General features: G+C 44.4%; 15 protein-coding genes. 6 read left to right on the top strand and 9 right to left on the bottom strand.

Annotated features, from left to right (window positions below; all coding sequences use genetic code 11):
• Positions 1 to 122: 122 nt before the first annotated feature.
• On the bottom strand, positions 123 to 1466 hold the full coding sequence (locus GVV58_RS04135; protein ID WP_005097464.1) for a dicarboxylate/amino acid:cation symporter: 1344 nt from the start codon (positions 1464 to 1466) through the stop codon (positions 123 to 125).
• A 407-nt stretch (positions 1467 to 1873) separates the two neighbouring features.
• On the opposite strand from GVV58_RS04135, the gene GVV58_RS04140 reads away from it, so the two are divergent.
• A complete protein-coding gene (locus tag GVV58_RS04140; protein ID WP_100534803.1) occupies positions 1874 to 2875 on the top strand; it encodes a glycosyl transferase family protein in 1002 nt (333 codons plus the stop codon).
• A gap of 82 nt (positions 2876 to 2957) precedes the next feature.
• Here GVV58_RS04140 and GVV58_RS04145 read toward each other — a convergent pair whose 3' ends face one another.
• Entirely contained in the window at positions 2958 to 3230 is a 273-nt protein-coding gene (locus GVV58_RS04145) for a YeaC family protein (protein ID WP_100534804.1), read from the bottom strand.
• A gap of 3 nt (positions 3231 to 3233) precedes the next feature.
• Entirely contained in the window at positions 3234 to 4172 is a 939-nt protein-coding gene (locus GVV58_RS04150) for an NAD(+) kinase (protein ID WP_005097467.1), read from the bottom strand.
• Between the two features lie 192 nt (positions 4173 to 4364).
• Between GVV58_RS04150 and mrcB the strand changes: the two genes are divergently transcribed.
• Both mrcB and GVV58_RS04160 read left to right on the top strand, forming a co-directional pair.
• Positions 4365 to 6758 carry a penicillin-binding protein 1B gene (gene mrcB / locus GVV58_RS04155; protein WP_159516054.1) on the top strand — a complete coding sequence of 798 codons (2394 nt, stop codon included), beginning with the start codon at positions 4365 to 4367 and terminating at the stop codon, positions 6756 to 6758.
• A 14-nt stretch (positions 6759 to 6772) separates the two neighbouring features.
• Positions 6773 to 7318, top strand: a complete 546-nt coding sequence (locus GVV58_RS04160; RefSeq protein WP_005097471.1) for a hypothetical protein — start codon at positions 6773 to 6775, stop codon at positions 7316 to 7318.
• Between the two features lie 37 nt (positions 7319 to 7355).
• On the opposite strand, the gene GVV58_RS04165 is transcribed toward GVV58_RS04160, so the two are convergent.
• Positions 7356 to 8255 carry an NUDIX domain-containing protein gene (locus GVV58_RS04165; protein WP_005097473.1) on the bottom strand — a complete coding sequence of 300 codons (900 nt, stop codon included), beginning with the start codon at positions 8253 to 8255 and terminating at the stop codon, positions 7356 to 7358.
• A 138-nt stretch (positions 8256 to 8393) separates the two neighbouring features.
• On the opposite strand from GVV58_RS04165, the gene GVV58_RS04170 reads away from it, so the two are divergent.
• Positions 8394 to 8561: a hemin uptake protein HemP gene (locus GVV58_RS04170; protein ID WP_005097474.1), complete on the top strand. Its 168-nt coding sequence runs from the start codon at positions 8394 to 8396 to the stop codon at positions 8559 to 8561.
• A gap of 63 nt (positions 8562 to 8624) precedes the next feature.
• Here GVV58_RS04170 and GVV58_RS04175 read toward each other — a convergent pair whose 3' ends face one another.
• The 4 genes from GVV58_RS04175 to GVV58_RS04190 all read right to left on the bottom strand — a co-directional run bounded on the left by GVV58_RS04175 (position 8625) and on the right by GVV58_RS04190 (position 13015).
• Positions 8625 to 9962: an ATP-binding protein gene (locus GVV58_RS04175; RefSeq protein WP_159516055.1), complete on the bottom strand. Its 1338-nt coding sequence runs from the start codon at positions 9960 to 9962 to the stop codon at positions 8625 to 8627.
• Between the two features lie 2 nt (positions 9963 to 9964).
• Positions 9965 to 10630, bottom strand: coding sequence for a response regulator transcription factor (locus GVV58_RS04180; RefSeq protein WP_005170211.1), 666 nt, complete (start codon positions 10628 to 10630; stop codon positions 9965 to 9967).
• Between the two features lie 153 nt (positions 10631 to 10783).
• Positions 10784 to 11161 carry a NirD/YgiW/YdeI family stress tolerance protein gene (locus GVV58_RS04185; protein WP_005097478.1) on the bottom strand — a complete coding sequence of 126 codons (378 nt, stop codon included), beginning with the start codon at positions 11159 to 11161 and terminating at the stop codon, positions 10784 to 10786.
• A 96-nt stretch (positions 11162 to 11257) separates the two neighbouring features.
• On the bottom strand, positions 11258 to 13015 hold the full coding sequence (locus tag GVV58_RS04190) for a GspE/PulE family protein (RefSeq protein WP_159516056.1): 1758 nt from the start codon (positions 13013 to 13015) through the stop codon (positions 11258 to 11260).
• A 215-nt stretch (positions 13016 to 13230) separates the two neighbouring features.
• Between GVV58_RS04190 and GVV58_RS04195 the strand changes: the two genes are divergently transcribed.
• A complete protein-coding gene (locus GVV58_RS04195) occupies positions 13231 to 14490 on the top strand; it encodes an MgtC/SapB family protein (protein WP_159516057.1) in 1260 nt (419 codons plus the stop codon).
• Between the two features lie 129 nt (positions 14491 to 14619).
• The gene (locus tag GVV58_RS04200; protein WP_159516058.1) at positions 14620 to 15564 is read left to right on the top strand and encodes a hypothetical protein; all 945 of its coding nucleotides are present in this window, start codon (positions 14620 to 14622) and stop codon (positions 15562 to 15564) included.
• A gap of 17 nt (positions 15565 to 15581) precedes the next feature.
• On the opposite strand, the gene tsaA is transcribed toward GVV58_RS04200, so the two are convergent.
• Positions 15582 to 16292 carry a tRNA (N6-threonylcarbamoyladenosine(37)-N6)-methyltransferase TrmO gene (gene tsaA / locus GVV58_RS04205; RefSeq protein WP_159516059.1) on the bottom strand — a complete coding sequence of 237 codons (711 nt, stop codon included), beginning with the start codon at positions 16290 to 16292 and terminating at the stop codon, positions 15582 to 15584.
• Positions 16293 to 16392: the final 100 nt, after the last annotated feature.

Here is a 16392-nt window from a genome sequence, read left to right on the forward strand (position 1 = left end):
TTTCCTGTTTTACAGACTATCTACTTTCAGCTTTACTGTCATGTACTGGCATCTATCTTTTACTAACTTTGCAGTCAATAAAAAAGGAAGCCGAAGCTTCCTTTTTCTTTCAAACATTAGAATTAATGGGCGTTATTGCCTTCTTGCGCCATTTTTTCATCAATTTCTGATGGATTTGCCAATGCATAGTTCAGCTTGTCCATATCGAGCTGGCCTACCCATTTTGCAACAACCAAAGTCGCCAAAGAGTTACCCACCAGATTGGTCAAGGCACGCGCTTCAGACATGAAACGGTCAATACCGAGAATCAAGGCCAGACCTGCAACAGGAATATTACCCACAGCAGCCAAGGTTGCTGCCATCACAATAAAGCCAGAACCCGTGACACCTGCCGCACCTTTAGATGAAATCAACAGTACCAGAAGAAGGGTAATCTGATGAGACAAATCAAGTTGTGTATTGGTCGCCTGCGCAATAAAGATCGCAGCCATGGTCAAATAGATTGAAGTTCCATCTAGGTTAAATGAATAACCGGTTGGAATCACCAGACCTACCACTGATTTTTCAGCACCAGCAAGTTCCAGTTTTTTCAACATACGTGGCAATACTGATTCTGAAGAAGAAGTACCCAGTACAATCAGCAGTTCTTCACGGATCAGGCGAATCATCTTCATGATACTGAAACCCGCAAAACGCGCAATTGAACCCAGTACGATGAAAATAAACAGTACGCAGGTGATATAGAAACAAATGATCAACTGTGCCAGCTGAGCAAGCGAACCAATACCATATTTACCAATGGTAAAGGCCATCGCACCAAATGCACCGATTGGCGCCAGTTTCATTATCATGTTCACAATATTGAAGAATACATGTGAAATCTGGTCGATGAGTTTCAGGACTGGCTTGCCTTGATCACCCAGCTTATGCAGCGCGAAACCAAAAATGATCGCGAACAACAGAACCTGTAGAATTTCGCCTTCCGCAAATGCGCCTACCACCGTATTTGGAATGATATTCATCAGGAAGTCGATCGTCGACTGTGACTCACCTGTAGCGACATATTTGCTGATGCCCGTGGTATCCAGTGATGCAGGATCAACGTTCATGCCTACACCTGGCTTGACGATGTTAATCACCACCAGACCGATGACTAACGCAATCGTGGAGACGATTTCGAAGTAAAGTAAAGCAACACCACCAGTTTTACCCACTGATTTCATGCTTTCCATACCCGCAATACCGCTGACCACGGTACAGAAAATTACCGGTGCGATGATCATTTTGATCAGGCGGATAAATGCATCACCCAGCGGTTTAAGCTGTTCACCCAAGCCAGGAACATACTGTTCTACACCATTGATAATTTGCGTACCACTCGGCGAGAAATGCCCGACCAGAATACCTGCAATAATAGCCACAATCACCTGAAAATACAGTGACTTATAAATCGGTTTTTTCGCCATAATAAATCTACTTGAACGATATCTGAAAATAAAAAGACCATTTTGAGAAATGCACTGATCTGTTCATCTGCTCTGAAGATGAACTGGATCAAATCTCAATAGGCTCAAGAGAATGTTCAAAATGAAAATCAGCCACGCATTCAATCTGACGCGCAGCATCAGACCAAAGTATTAAATGGGAGAAAGAGATTAAGAAAACTTAAACAAACTCTAAAAATTGTCTGAATTTTACTGAAAAATCCCATTAAATGTGCATAAAGTCTTATGCAATTGCCTGCTTTTTGCTCGCATTGAATTAGACATTAGTCGATAATCAGATTTAAATGCCTGTTTTCCGTATACTGAAAGCTTTGTTAATTTTAGACCCTCCTCATTGATCCCAATATTTGCTGCAAGCTGTATAAGTTATGAATACCAAAAGAAATATTTATAGAGATTTCGAACATCCCTTTGCCCAATATGTACGCATCGTGGGTAAGGGGAAAAATGGCGCCCGCTCCCTCAGCTATGATGAAGCCTATCAAGCCTTCGGCATGATTTTGAAGAATGAAGTGCTCGATGTGCAGCTCGGTGCTTTCTTGATGTTATTGCGGGTCAAGGAAGAATCGGTAGATGAATTGGCCGGTTTTGTTCAGGCGACACGTGACCAGCTTAATTTCAAAACACTGGATGTTGATCTGGACTGGTCTTCCTATGCGGGCAAGCGCAAGCATTATCCATGGTTTATTCTGGCGGCACTGACGCTGGCCAAGCATGGCTATAATATTGTGATGCATGGTGCCTCGGGTCATACCATGAACCGCGTTTACACCGAACAGGTGCTCACTTACTTAGGCTATCCAATCTGTCAGAATGATGCCGAGGTGGAACAGCAACTGCAGCAACAGCATTTTGCTTATATCCCGCTCGACGTGATTTCTCCAATTCTGGCGGACCTGATTGCGCTGCGAAATGTCATGGGTCTACGCTCACCGATTCATACCCTGGCGCGTCTGATCAATCCCTTTAATGCCAAAGCGACCCTGCAAGCAATTTTCCATCCAGCGTATCGTGGTTCGCACCAGCAAGCCGCTTTTCGTTTAGGCTATAAAAATAGCGCTGTGATTAAAGGTGAAGGTGGCGAATTTGAACGTAATCCGGATGCCAAAACCTTAATTTGTGGCATTAAAGATGGCGAGCTGTATGAGCATGAACTGCCAAAACTGACGGATAACCGCAGTCCAATTGAAGAAGAACTGGATCTCGCGCGATTTAAAGCCGTCTGGGAGGGTCAGCAAAGTCATGAGTATGGTGAAATTGCAGTAATAGAAACCATGGGGATTGCACTTTACACTATGGGCGTGTATGACAGCTTTGAGGCTGCGATGCAAAAAGCTAAAACATTATGGGCAAATCGCCACACGGTTTAATCTTTTGAGCACAAAAAAAGCATTGTTCAGGCACTGAACAATGCTTTTTTTAAATGCCAAACGACTGACACGACGTCAGTGCTTAAACAAAACGGATTGGCTTGAATTCAGGTTCATTTTTGTGATGATCATCATCACATTCCTCACCTTCTTCTTTCGTGCCGCGATCGATATATCCGCTGCGTTCAGTTTCAGGCAGGTTTTTCATTTCCCAGGCATAGACTGCCTGCATACAAGTCTGGCGTTGTTCCTGAGTTAGGGCTACACCATTTGGCCACTTTCCAATTTCAATTGCTGTTCTTAGGCGTTCAACAATCTCAGGATTGAGTACGGCAAGCATTTGTTCAATATTCATGATTTAATCCTGCTTAAAATAATCAAAGTCCTGATTCCACCCCAGTTTGGTTCGACAGGCATTATAAAAGTCATAGCCCGGTGGATGCAGAAGATTCAGTTTAAAGGGATGCTTGCGAATATGGACGCTATCGCCAACATTCAAAGACACACTGTGTTGTCCATCCGCACTGACCATCGGCAGTACGCGATTTTCACGAATCAGTAATTTAATTTCGCTGTGTCCACCGACCACAATCGGGCGTGAAGACAAGGTATGCGGATGCATCGGCACCAGCGCAATCGCATCCATACTCGGATGGACAATTGGCCCGCCCCCAGAAAGTGCATAAGCCGTAGAGCCGGTCGGCGTCGATACAATCAGGCCATCACTGTGCTGACGATAGACATACTGTCCGTCAATATTCAGTTCAAAATCGATCATATGCACCGATTTTCCTGAATGCAGTACCACATCGTTCAGTGCAATCGCATCGTAAATCACTTCGCCTTTGGAGCGAATTTCGACTTCGAGTAAAAAACGTCGCTCAGTCTGAAAATCACCTTTTAACACCTGATCTAACTTAAAGATGACTTCGGTTGGCTTAATGTCGGTTAAGAATCCCAGACGCCCCCGGTTAACGCCGATCACAGGAGTATTGTACTTGACCAGTGCGCGTGCTGCATGCAAAAGCGAACCATCCCCTCCTACCACAATGACCAGATCAACGACTTCACCAAGTAAAGCACGACTGACAGTTTGGGTATTGTTATATGGAACGAGTTCAGCTGTCGCTGCATCAAAAACAGGATGTAAGCCTAAATTCAGAAGATGATCATGAATAAGACATAAGGTTTCAACCACCGATGATTTATCAGGACGTCCTATTAACCCGATATTTCGAAAGGTTTTATGGGAAATTTGCACCAGTGTCGTCGCTCCGCTACGGATCTTGCATATCATAGCATTAAGCTATACCTGGATGATAATTTATAACAGGATGCTAGCTCGTCGCAAATTATTTGAAATATATTTGAATTAAGGAGAAATTGTGGGCTTTGATTTTAATTTTAAGCGCATTTATTGATTAAATATTGCAAAATGATTAAAAGCTTCGCATGATTAGCACAATTTCACAGGATCTTATAAGTATTTATGAAATCTGAACGTGGCATGGGGTTTTTTGCCTTAATTTTCTCGATTTTAGTCATTTCCATCTTTGTCGTATTTAGTATTTACCTGATTAAATTAGATAATATTGTACGCGAAAAATTTGAAGGTCAACGCTGGGATATTCCGGCGAAAGTTTTCGCACGTCCAATGGAAGTGTACGTCAATGCCCCAGTCAGTCAGCAGGATTTCCAACAAGAATTAAAATTACTCGGTTATAAAAACTCGGATAGTTATGCCAAGTCGGGCAATTTTGTCACTACGGGAAATACTTTATATGTACATACCCGTGGCTTTGATTTTGGTGATCGGGTTGAACCGGAACAAGTTCTGAAAGTGAGTTTTAATGCTAACCAAGTGACTGAGGTCAGCGCCACCAAGCCATCTTCTAGCGGTATTGCCCGACTGGAACCCTTATTGATTGGTGGAATTTATCCACAGCATAACGAAGACCGGGTACTGATCAAACTGAATAAAGTGCCTAAACCATTGATCGAAGCGCTCATCGCAACTGAAGACCGTAAATTCTATGAACACCATGGCGTATCTCCACGCGGTATTGCACGTGCTGTTGTCAGTAATATTACCGGTGGCAAACGTCAGGGTGGCTCGACTTTAACCCAGCAACTGGTGAAAAATTTCTATTTAACGCCTGAGCGTACCTTAAAGCGTAAAGTCAATGAAGCCTTTATGGCCATGCTGGTTGAATTACATTATGACAAGAATGAAATTCTGGAAGCTTATCTAAATGAAGTGAATCTCGGCCAAAATGGTAACTATTCAATTAATGGTTATGGCTTGGCTTCTCAGTTTTATTTTGGTCTGCCACTGCGTGAACTGAATATTTCCCAGCAGGCTTTTTTAGTCGGTCTGGTACAAGGCCCGAGTCTATATAACCCATGGCGTAATCCTGAAAGTGCGAAAAAACGCCGTGATATCGTCCTGAATAATATGCTGGTGATGGGCTATCTAAGCCAAGAACAATATGAAAAAGAAACCGCACGTCCATTGAACGTGATTTCAAAACCAACCTTGGGCCCTGCACGTTTCCCGGACTTCCTGGATATTGTGCGTCGTCAATTACGCACTGACTATCAGGAAACTGACCTGACCAATCAGGGTCTGCGTATTTTCACCACGCTGGATCCTTTGGCTCAAACCCGAATTCAGGACAGTTTTAAGCAGACAGTCGCACGTTTAACCAAATCTAATCCGGGCCGTTTAAAAGACTTGCAGGGTGCAGTTTTGGTATCGCATCCGGAAAATGGTGAACTGGTTGCAGCAGTTGGCTCGACTCAAGATTTTACCGGCTTTAACCGTACAGTAGATGCCAAACGTCAGGTGGGTTCATTATTAAAGCCTGTGATTTACCTGAGTGCACTGGAATCAAATCGTTACCATTGGGCCAGTCCGATTGAAGACAGTGAAATTAGTGTGCAAAGTGATGGTAAGACCTGGACGCCGAAAAACTACAGTGGCCGTGGACATGGTGTCGTACCGATGTCACAAGCGCTGTCACAATCCTATAACCTGTCTACTGTACGTTTAGGACAAGAATTTGGTCTGTCTACCTTTATTAATCATCTGAAAAAGTTTGGCGTGACTTCCGATATTCCATCTTATCCGTCGATTTATCTGGGCGCGGTGGATATGTCTCCAATGGAAGTCATGAATATTTATGGCAACTTCGCGACCGGCGGCTTTAAATATCCAACCAAGTCAATTCGTTCTGTGGTCGATGCCAATGGACGGATACTTGACCGATATAGTTTGAGTGTGCAACCAACCATTGATCCGGCATCAGCCTATGCCCTGAATTATGGCCTGCAACAGGTGATGTCGAGCGGTACAGGCCGCGCAGCTTATAACAGCCTGCCAAGCAGCCTGAATCTTGCAGGTAAATCAGGTACTACCAATGACAGCCGTGATTCATGGTTTGCCGGCTATTCAGGTAATTATATGACCGTGGTCTGGCTGGGTCTGGATGACAACAAAGTGACTGGTTTAACCGGTTCCTCTGGTGCACTTCCAGTCTGGGTCAATGTCATGAAACAGCTACGTCAGAAGCCGGTCAATCTGCCACAACCGAATGAAATTCAATGGCACTGGCTGGATCGTTATACCGGCTTGTTGTCTGCGCCAGGCTGTGAAGGTGCCATGTATATTCCGATTTCGCAGCATTCGCTACCGAATCAGGCCACCCCTTGCGGTCTCTCGCGCTACGTGACGGAACCAGTGACCATCGACTCGGAACCTTCTTCTTCCAATCCGGACGAGATGGATGATATCAGCCGTTATATACAAGAAAGTGAAACAGAAATAGAACGCGATCTCGCGAATGAAACCCGTATTATCTCGAGTGGAAGTTATAGCCATTAATTGAGTCTATGTTTATGTTACAAAAAATCATCCCTGGCCTGCTCATCCTCAGTTTGGTGGGCTGCCAAAGCTTTCCAGAACCAGAAAAGCCGACTGCTCCTGCCAAGCCTGCGGCAGAAAAGCCTAAAACACAGACACAGGACGGCGTAGTCATTACCCCTTATGACCGTCCTGAAATCAAACGCCAGAAAATTGTGATTCCCGAGCAAAAGCCCAAAAGTCAAAAATTTGATGATGGCCGTAATCTGCCTGCCTTCAAGCGCCTCATGCAGCAAACCCAGCAGGCCTATGCCAAGCAGCAATTTTCTCAGGCCGAAGCAGCAGCGGTACAAGCCCAGCGCCTGGCACCTCAAGCATCTGAAACTTATCTGTACCTGGGCATGATTGCGAACCGCAAAAATCAGCCTGCACGTGCAGATGCTTTTGCATTACGTGGCCTGAGCTATGCGCAATCAAATGCGATGAAGAAACAGCTCTGGCAGGTTCGTTTAAAGGCTGCACAACAGCAAAAAGACACCAAAGCCATTCAAAATGCCCAGCAGGCTTTAAAAAAACTTTAATATCTTAATTATAACTTACCAATAAAAAGCAGCTTACTTATATATTGCTTATACCTGCAATACCATAAGCATGCCGGCCTTGTGCATAGCTCAGATCTTCTGTTTTCAGCCCGCCCAAGGCAAATACCGGAATTTGTACCTGGGTTGCCAGCTGTTGGAACTGCTCCCAGCCCAATGTCTCAGTACCCGGGTGTGTCGGTGTCGCCAGCACCGGACTGAGCAAAGCTGCCTCACAGCCAATCTGTTCAGCCTGCTGTAATGTCGCCAGATCATGGCAAGCTGCAATATAACGATAGCCTCGCAGTAACTGACCGGCTTGCAAGGCCACTAACTGGGACTGTTTCAGGTGAAGGGTGCGAATCGTTTGCTGTTGCAATTCATTAAGCTGTGACCAGAGCTCCTGATTAATTATTAGCTTGGAAAGCAGCTCAATCGGAAGCTGTTGTAATTGCATAACGCGTTCAGGTGTAATTGCCACTCGCCAATACAGCATCTGATCCGGATCGAGTTGCTGCAAAGTCGCCAGATCCTCTGCAATCTTGATGCGCTGCGGCCATTGCAGCTTTTGCAGCATGGACTGGTTGGCTTTGGGAAAATTCAGACTGCTGAGCTGTTCACGTGCATACCAGCTCCAGGGTTTTTTAATTCCTGACAATTGTGATGCAGATACTGATGCATGAAAGACATGTAAATTGACGATGACATCTTCATACTCATGACTGATAAAATCGAATGCATGCCAGTGTTCCAGATCAATTCCGACCTCTTCCTGCACTTCACGCCGACAGGCTTCGACAGGCTGCTCGCCCTGTTCTACCTTTCCACCTGGAAATTCATATTTATTGCCCTGATGCTGTTTTGCCTCACGCCAACCAACAAGCACCTGATTTTGATGAAATAAGATTGCAATCGCAACATGAATTGTAGGTTTAGACATAATTTTACTGCACTCGAAGTTTTACAAATTTTAAGCAAATTGCACTATTTTATAAATTACAGAATAATTCGTTGACAGACCCATTCGATAATGATTATCATTTAAACCAATCCAAACAGATACCACGGAGTCGATGGAATGAACGCACCTTTTAGCTTGTTTAGCCGTAATAATAGCCATCATGCACTACCTATGTTGCATTCAAATAACCTTTTCGCGCTTGGGCGTGAAATTAGAATCATGCATGCCGGTGAAGAATACCGTTTGCGCCTGACCCGTAATAACCGCCTGATTCTCACAAAATAACTATAACACCCTGATTATAATAAACGTGGGAACAAGCAGTATGAATCAGCGCATACTGCTTTTTTACTGGCGGGATTCATGCTTTTTAAAATTAAGGATAATTTTCAGCCCCCCCAGATCAGAAGCAGCAATATCAATTTCTGCTGCATGCAATTGCATAATCTTGCGGCAAATCGAAAGTCCCAAACCCGAACCTGAAGTACGTGTCCCCAAGGCACGATAAAACCGCTCTCCAAGATGTGCCAATACTTCCGGCGCTATTCCTGCTCCCGAATTTTCAATCAGCAAGCGCAGATCTCCTGTGGCATCTACATCGGTTTTTATCTCGATTTTGCCCTGTTCTGGTGTATAGCGAATTGCATTATCTATCAGGTTACGAATACAGCTAAAAATTAATTCCGGATTTGCCATGATCTGGCTATCTCCGATGCTCAGTTGCCATTCGATCTGCTTCTCTGCAGCAAAAGGTTGCAAGGCCTGTAGTACCTCCTGAACCATCATTTTCAGGTTTACGGGCTGCTTGGGCAATTGTTCTGCCTTTTCAGGATCTAGCCGTGCCAGCAAGAGTAAGTTTTCCAGTACCTGGGCACCACGATTCACATCATTCTGAATGAGTTGTAATGCCTGCGGTAACTGGGCATCCTGCTGATATTGACGTTTCAGCACCTGCAAACGCATCTGAATGGCAGAAAGCGGCGAGCGTAATTCATGCGATGCATCGGCAGTAAAGCGCTGTTCGGCCAGCAGTGATTTTTCCAGCCGATTCAGCATGGCATTTAACTGCTGCACAATTGGTTGCAATTCCGTGATTTCAGGATCTGGACTGCGGATCGGACTTAAATCTTCGGCCGACTTGGCGCCTATCGCTCTGGAAATATTGTTTAAAGGCCGTAATTGACGTTTCACCCCCACATGCAAAATCAGCCATTGCAATAACCAGAGCAGGAGTAAAATTCCGGCAAAGCTTAAGGTGGTTTGCCATAATTCATTAAAACGTACCGATAAAGGCTGCAGCACTTTGACCTGCAATCCTTCATCTTCCGCAATCAAAATCCGGATAAAACGGCCATTTTCATAGGCGAACTGAAAGCCACTTGGTTCATCTGCCTGTAGGCTGTTGAGCAAGTCATCCTCGATAGAGGTGGTCAAAACATCCTGATTGAGCAACAGCGCATATTGAATATCGAATTGCTCACTGATTTCATCGACCTGATCGCCTTCGGCCTGTCTGACATCCCCAAGTAATAACTCGGCAATCTGTTCCATCAAATCGTCATGCAGCTGAATGGCTTGATAACTTGAAACCCCGAGTAACAGCAACCACGCCAACAATCCTGCCAGCATGGAGCTCAGCATGGCATTCTTGATCAGGCGAGTTTGCAGGGAGACTGGTGCAGACATATTTATGCCTCGGGTTTATGCATGCGATAACCCAAACCACGGATGGTTTTAATCATCTGGCTGCCAATTTTTTTACGTAACTGGTAAATAAACACTTCAATGGCATTACTTTCAATTTCATCCCCCCAGGCATATAGCGATTCTTCCAGTTGCTCGCGGGTAATGATATGTTCCGGCTGCTGCATCAGTTTATATAAAATCTGAAATTCTTTCGCGGTCAGACCAATTGCCTGACCAGCCTTATTCAGAGCCTTGGCCTGGGTGTCCAGACTTAAATCCTGCCATTTCAGAATATGATTTGGCGTTTTCTGTTTCAGTCTTAACTGCGCACGCACCCGGGCGGAAAGCTCTTCCAGGCTAAAAGGTTTGACCAGATAATCATTGGCACCCAAATCCAGTCCCTCAACCCGATCATCAATACTGTCCCGGGCGGTAATAAAAATTACCGGTGTATCTTTCTGTATGCTGCGCAGGCTTTTTAGAATATCGTCTCCCGTTGCATTGGGAAGTCCACGATCCAGTAACACGCAGTCATAGTGATGTTGTTCGATGGCCAAAATGGCATGATCGCCACGCTCGACCCAGTCAATCACATAGCCGTCCATTTCCAGCCAGGTCTGAATACTTTCTGCCTGAGACTGATCATCTTCTGCCAAAAGAATACGCATGCTGTGCTCCGCTTTGCCAATCTGTCTATCTTGCCCTGAAAAATGTCCAGACTCAAAAAAACCACATGCTTTTTTGTATGATTTGCATGTGGTTTTTTACAACCCTCGAATCCAGAGCAAGCTTCAGATTCAATTCAGCTGTTCATATTAAAATTAGAAACGAAGCTGCTCGACATCAATTTCAACGCGTTTTGCCGGTTTGTAATCAATATCCACTTCACCAATAATGGTTACTGGGGTTTTGGCGGAAATCGGTTTGCCCTGCCAAAGTTCATCATCAATTTCTACGGTGATGCTGCCGGTGCTGTCACGGAACTGATATTTTTCATCACCGACCGCTTTAACCACATAGCCTTTAAGCTGAACATTGCTATCATCTTTCATGCCCAAAGCCTGTTTAACGGTAGTGACTTGAGCAAAAGCGGCCTGATTTACCACGGGCTGATTCACAGTTTCGTTACTCGCTACAGCTGCTGTCGCGATTGAACCCATCAGGGTCGCTGCTAAAACGGTATTCATCATCATTTTCATTACATATACCTCTATGTGTATCTGTGCTTGGTTTCGATAATGCAATTAAAACAGCCGAAGATGAGCTGAATCTTAAGAAACCCTCATTTTCAAAAATTAATTTAAGGGCACCACTCTCAAGACTTCTTCCAGTGTGGTCATTCCTTCCATGACTTTACGTGCGCCGGCAATACGCAATGGTTCTACCCCTTCTTTTTTGGCCTGCTGGCGTAACTGGTTCAAATTGGCATCGGCCCCAATCAACTGCTTGGTTTCCAGACTCAGGGGCATAAATTCATAAATCCCGACACGACCTTTATAACCGGTGTGACGACATTCCTCGCAGCCTACTGCTTTAAAGACAAATTCCGGACGTGGTAGTGGATAATCTGCCGCCAGATGCTGCCATTCCTGTTCATTCAAGAAGCTTTCCTGCTTGCAATGCGGACACAGTTTACGCACCAGACGCTGGGCCAATACCCCGAGAATGGTGGCTGCGGTCAAAAATGGTTGTACGCCCAGATCATGCAAACGGGTCAGACTCGACGGCGCATCGTTGGTATGTAAGGTAGATAGCACCAGATGGCCGGTCAGTGCCGCCTGGATCGCCATATTGGCAGTATCCTGATCACGAATCTCACCGACCATGATAATGTCCGGATCCTGACGCATCAATGCGCGCACGCCATCAGCAAAACCGAGATCAATGCCATTATTGACCTGCATCTGGTTGAAACTCGGTTCCAGCATCTCGATCGGGTCTTCAATGGTACAGACATTCACCTGTTCAGTCGCCAGCTGCTTCAAGGTTGAATAAAGCGTCGTAGTTTTACCGGAACCAGTTGGCCCTGTGACTAGAATAATGCCGTGACTATGACTGGTCAGCGTATTCCAGTCATTGAGCAGATGCCCTTCAAAACCGAGTTGCTGGAAACTTCTGACCAGTACTTCCGGATCGAAAATCCGCATTACCAGCTTTTCACCAAATGCCGTCGGCAAGGTCGATAGACGGAGTTCTGTTTCCTGTCCTTTCGGTGTCCGGGTTTTCAGGCGGCCATCCTGTGGTTTACGTTTTTCCGCCACATTCATCCGGCCCAGAATCTTGATTCGGGAAATGACGGCGGTCAATGTATTGGCCGGCATGTTGTAAATCGTATGCAGCACCCCATCAATCCGGAAACGGATCTTACCGGTGTCTTTACGCGGTTCCATGTGAATATCGCTGGCGCCCTGCTCAAAGGCAAATTGCAGCACCCAGTCCACCAGTTTGACAATATGCTGATCATTGGCATCCGGATTCTGTGAATCACCCAGTTGCAGCAAGGCTTCGACGCCCTTATTTTCCCGGTCATAGGCAGAGGATTTTTGTGAACCACTGACCGCACGACTGACCTGATAATATTCAGTAATATAACGTTGTAACTGTTCCGGATTCAGTAATACCCGTTGTATTTTTTTCGGGGAAATATTTTGCTCGAGATTCGACACCCATTCGGTTTTATAAGGCTGATCCGTGGCGATCAGAACTTTGTCTGCCTGAATTTCTACTGCCAGAATACGGTTACGTAATGCATATTCCTGTGACATGACATTGGTCAATGCCTGCACATCAGCTTTGAGCGGATCAATGATATAGAACATCAAGCCGGTTTTTTCGGCCAGCCACTGACATAAGCGGTTCAAGGTCAATGTGGTTTGCGGATGGGATTGATCAATAAGATTGAAGTTGGCCAGCCATTGTAAAGGATGCCATTTTAATTGTTCACGTTGACGATGGGTGGTCTGTACCAGCATCCGGTCACGTTCACTGATTTTACCATCTTTAAACAGTTGGTCTAAACACCAGGCAGTATCAATTTCAAAGTCAAATTTCATTGTTATCAATCCCCAAATCTGCCTTCACTATAACAAGTTTTTGTTATTTTTCGCATTAGCCAGTTAGCAATGTCAGTGACTTTTTCTGAATGGATTTAAAAATACTGGGATGCCTCGACCGTTATTCAATCTTTACTGTATTTCCAGCTTGCCGCGCTCTAGAAGAATCGCCTATATTTCAAACAGCATGTTTTGTTAGGTGGTTGAGGTGAAACTTGGATTTTAGCGCGGTACCCCTGAATAGCAGTAGCTCTTTTCAGGAGCTTCTGGCCATCCTGACGGCGGCTTTAGGCTGTGGCTTGTTAATTGGCCTGGAACGAGAGCGTCATAAACAACGTGAACATCAACCCAGTTTTGCCGGTTTACGCTCTTTTGCCATCTGTGCCTTATTGGGTGCGCTATGCTTCCTGTTCGGTATGAGTATTGGACTTGCCGGTGCGCTGATTGTGGGTGGCATGGTGATTTTTTCAATCCGAAATCAGCCTGAAGATCCTGGCATTACCACAGAACTCGCCTTTCTCATGACGTATTTTATTGGGGCAATCTGTCTTTGGAATATCCCCTTGGCCGCAGGGCTCGCGGTCATGCTGACGACTATTCTGATGGCCAAACACTCCCTGCATAATATTGCCGGACAATGGATTACCGAAGCAGAGTTTAGAGATGGGCTATTATTACTTGCCCTGATTCTGATCGGCCTGCCACTAACACCCGACACGCCTTTATGGGGAGAAGTCCTCAACCCGCACCTGATCTTAAGACTATTGAGCTTAATTCTGGTGGTACAGGCACTTGCTCACGTGGCCAAACGGCTTTTATCCAGTAAAAATGCCCTCATGCTATCCTCCCTTGCTTCAGGTTTTGTCTCCAGTACCGCGACCATTGCCCATTTAGGTCTACAGGTACGCAAAGGTGAGGTCGATGCTAAATCCAATGCAGGCGCAGCACTCATGTCCTGTATTTCGACCCTGATATTGTTATTTATTGTCGTTGGAGGGGTGTCGTGGAGCTGGTTGAAAATTCTGATTTTACCCTCTCTGGTTGCGATGGCCATTTTGGCTGCTTGTGCATTTCTGCTATTACGTAAAGCCAAGCCAGCGGAGAACTGTGCAAAGGAAGAAGATAGTCAGATGTTTAGCCTGAAGGAGGCGGTAATTATTGCAGTCACCTTGACATTGATTCAGGCTGGAATTTATGGGCTAGAGCTATTACTAGGAGATGCGGGTTTGCTGGCAGGTACCTTGTTCGCATCTTTATTTGAAATTCATGCCGCAATGGCAAGCGTGGTCATTCAAGGAGATCCATCCAATACCCGGCTGATCTATGCCCTGCTTTTGGGGCTGGGCGCACATGCTGTAGCCAAGTCAGTCAATGCTGCTGTAACAGGTGGTTTCAAATTTTCCCTGTACTTTGCGCCAGTACAGATTTTGCATATGGCGGTGTTGATTGGTATTTTGTGGTGGATGACATTTTGATTGTTAAGTATATTTAAATAGTTAATTTTTATATATTTTGCAAATTTAATTTTGATATTTATTCGCTATAATTAGTCTGCTTTATTTTAAAAAACAATTTTATTACTACGATTTTTTATAGGGATTTTTATGAAATTTAAGAATTTATCACTCGCAGTTTTTAGTGCATTCATGCTAAGTGCTTGTGGTGGGGGTAGTTCAGATTCTACAGGTGGTTCTACAGGTGGTTCTACAGGTGGTTCTACAGGTGGTTCTACAGGTGGTTCTACAGGTGGTTCTACAGGTGGTTCTACAGGTGGTTCTACAGGTGGTTCTACAGGTGGTTCTACAGGTGACAGTATCACATGGGCAAGCTATGTAGATCATATAGGGGATACATCAGGATTCGTTAAAGAAACGTTAACTGTGGTAGGTGACACTTTATATAGCGATTATACCAATCGACAAAGTACAGCCCCTTTTTATAAAGTTCAGTATCTAACTCGAGCTCATCACTATGATCTTTCGAAAACACAAACCTCGTATGGTTATAAGATAGCCACAGTTACTCAAATGAACAATCAATGGAAAATTATTCCATTCTCTTCGACAGGTAATACTCAATTACAAATCACCAATACCTATAAATCTATCGATTTAAGCGGAAAGAAACTCGCTGAATATCTCGATAATGATAAATTTAAGTATAAATACGATAGCCAATATCTTGCAAAATTTGGAGACTCTACCTTTCCTCAAGGTTCATCTTGCCTGATGTTAGAAACCGAGAATGCCTCTGAAGATTATGTAGTAACACCATTCTACCATCTTGGTGCTTATCAGTCAGTTATTGATTATTTTGACGATATGCCAACAAAATTAGTTAACTTTGCAGGCTTCAATGTTCATCTTCTCGATAGCGATACTGAAGATGAAGGTGCTTTAGTTGAAGAAAATGGTGTTTATTTCTATGCAGACTATTATCGCAAAGGTGAAAATTATAATTGGTATGAATTAAACCCTAACTTAGATGATGAATGTTCACTGTTTAACCCTAAAGCAAGTAAAACAATTGATCATGTATTAGCACAATAAGTAAAAATATCAGAGAGCTAAAAAGCTAGCTCTCTGATTTCAACTACATTATTGACTACCAAAAACCTCACATCTAAATCCGCAAACTTCATTCCATAAACCCGTTCCTCATCATCCTGATAAGCAGGTCTCGGATCTAAAGAGAGAACTTCTTCGAGTTCTTGCAGTATTTGTGGAGAAACTTTTCCCTTATTCATGAACTGCTGTTTTTGCTGCTCCGCCTCTTCTGTCCAAATTACCGATTTACGTTGTGGCTCATCCTGTGCATAACCACTTTGTGCCTCAATCACGGCATCTGAATACTGAATATAGGGCTTGATATCGACAATCGGCGTTCCATCCAGTAAATCACTTCCATTTAGATACACACGTACATTCTTGCCGACCTTCTTGACTTCTTTGAGTTGAACGACTGACAAGCCAATCGGCGCTGGACGATACATGCTCCGTGTCGCAAAGACGCCAATCTTCTGATTGCCGCCCAAACGTGGTGGGCGTACTTGCGGACGGAATTTCGCATTCTCCTGATATTTATTATCATGAAACTGCCAGATCAGCCAGAGATGACTAAAAGCCTCAATTCCTTCAAATGCCAGCAAATCATTATAGGGGCCGACCATTTCGATATAACTTTCGACCTGCACCAGATTGGGCTGACGAGGAATGCCAAATTTTTCTTGGTAGGGAGAATGCATATAGCCAATTATCGGCAGTGTGAGTTCATTCATCATCACTTTTTTTGATAAGCTCAATTAAATATATTCAGTTTATAGAGAATGGATTTAGTTTAGAATAGCAAGCTGTTCTAATTTGATAATTTATTGAGAC

This window comes from Acinetobacter sp. 18QD2AZ41W (genome assembly GCF_009829025.1).
In the GTDB taxonomy this organism is placed as follows: Bacteria; Pseudomonadota; Gammaproteobacteria; order Pseudomonadales; family Moraxellaceae; genus Acinetobacter; species Acinetobacter pseudolwoffii.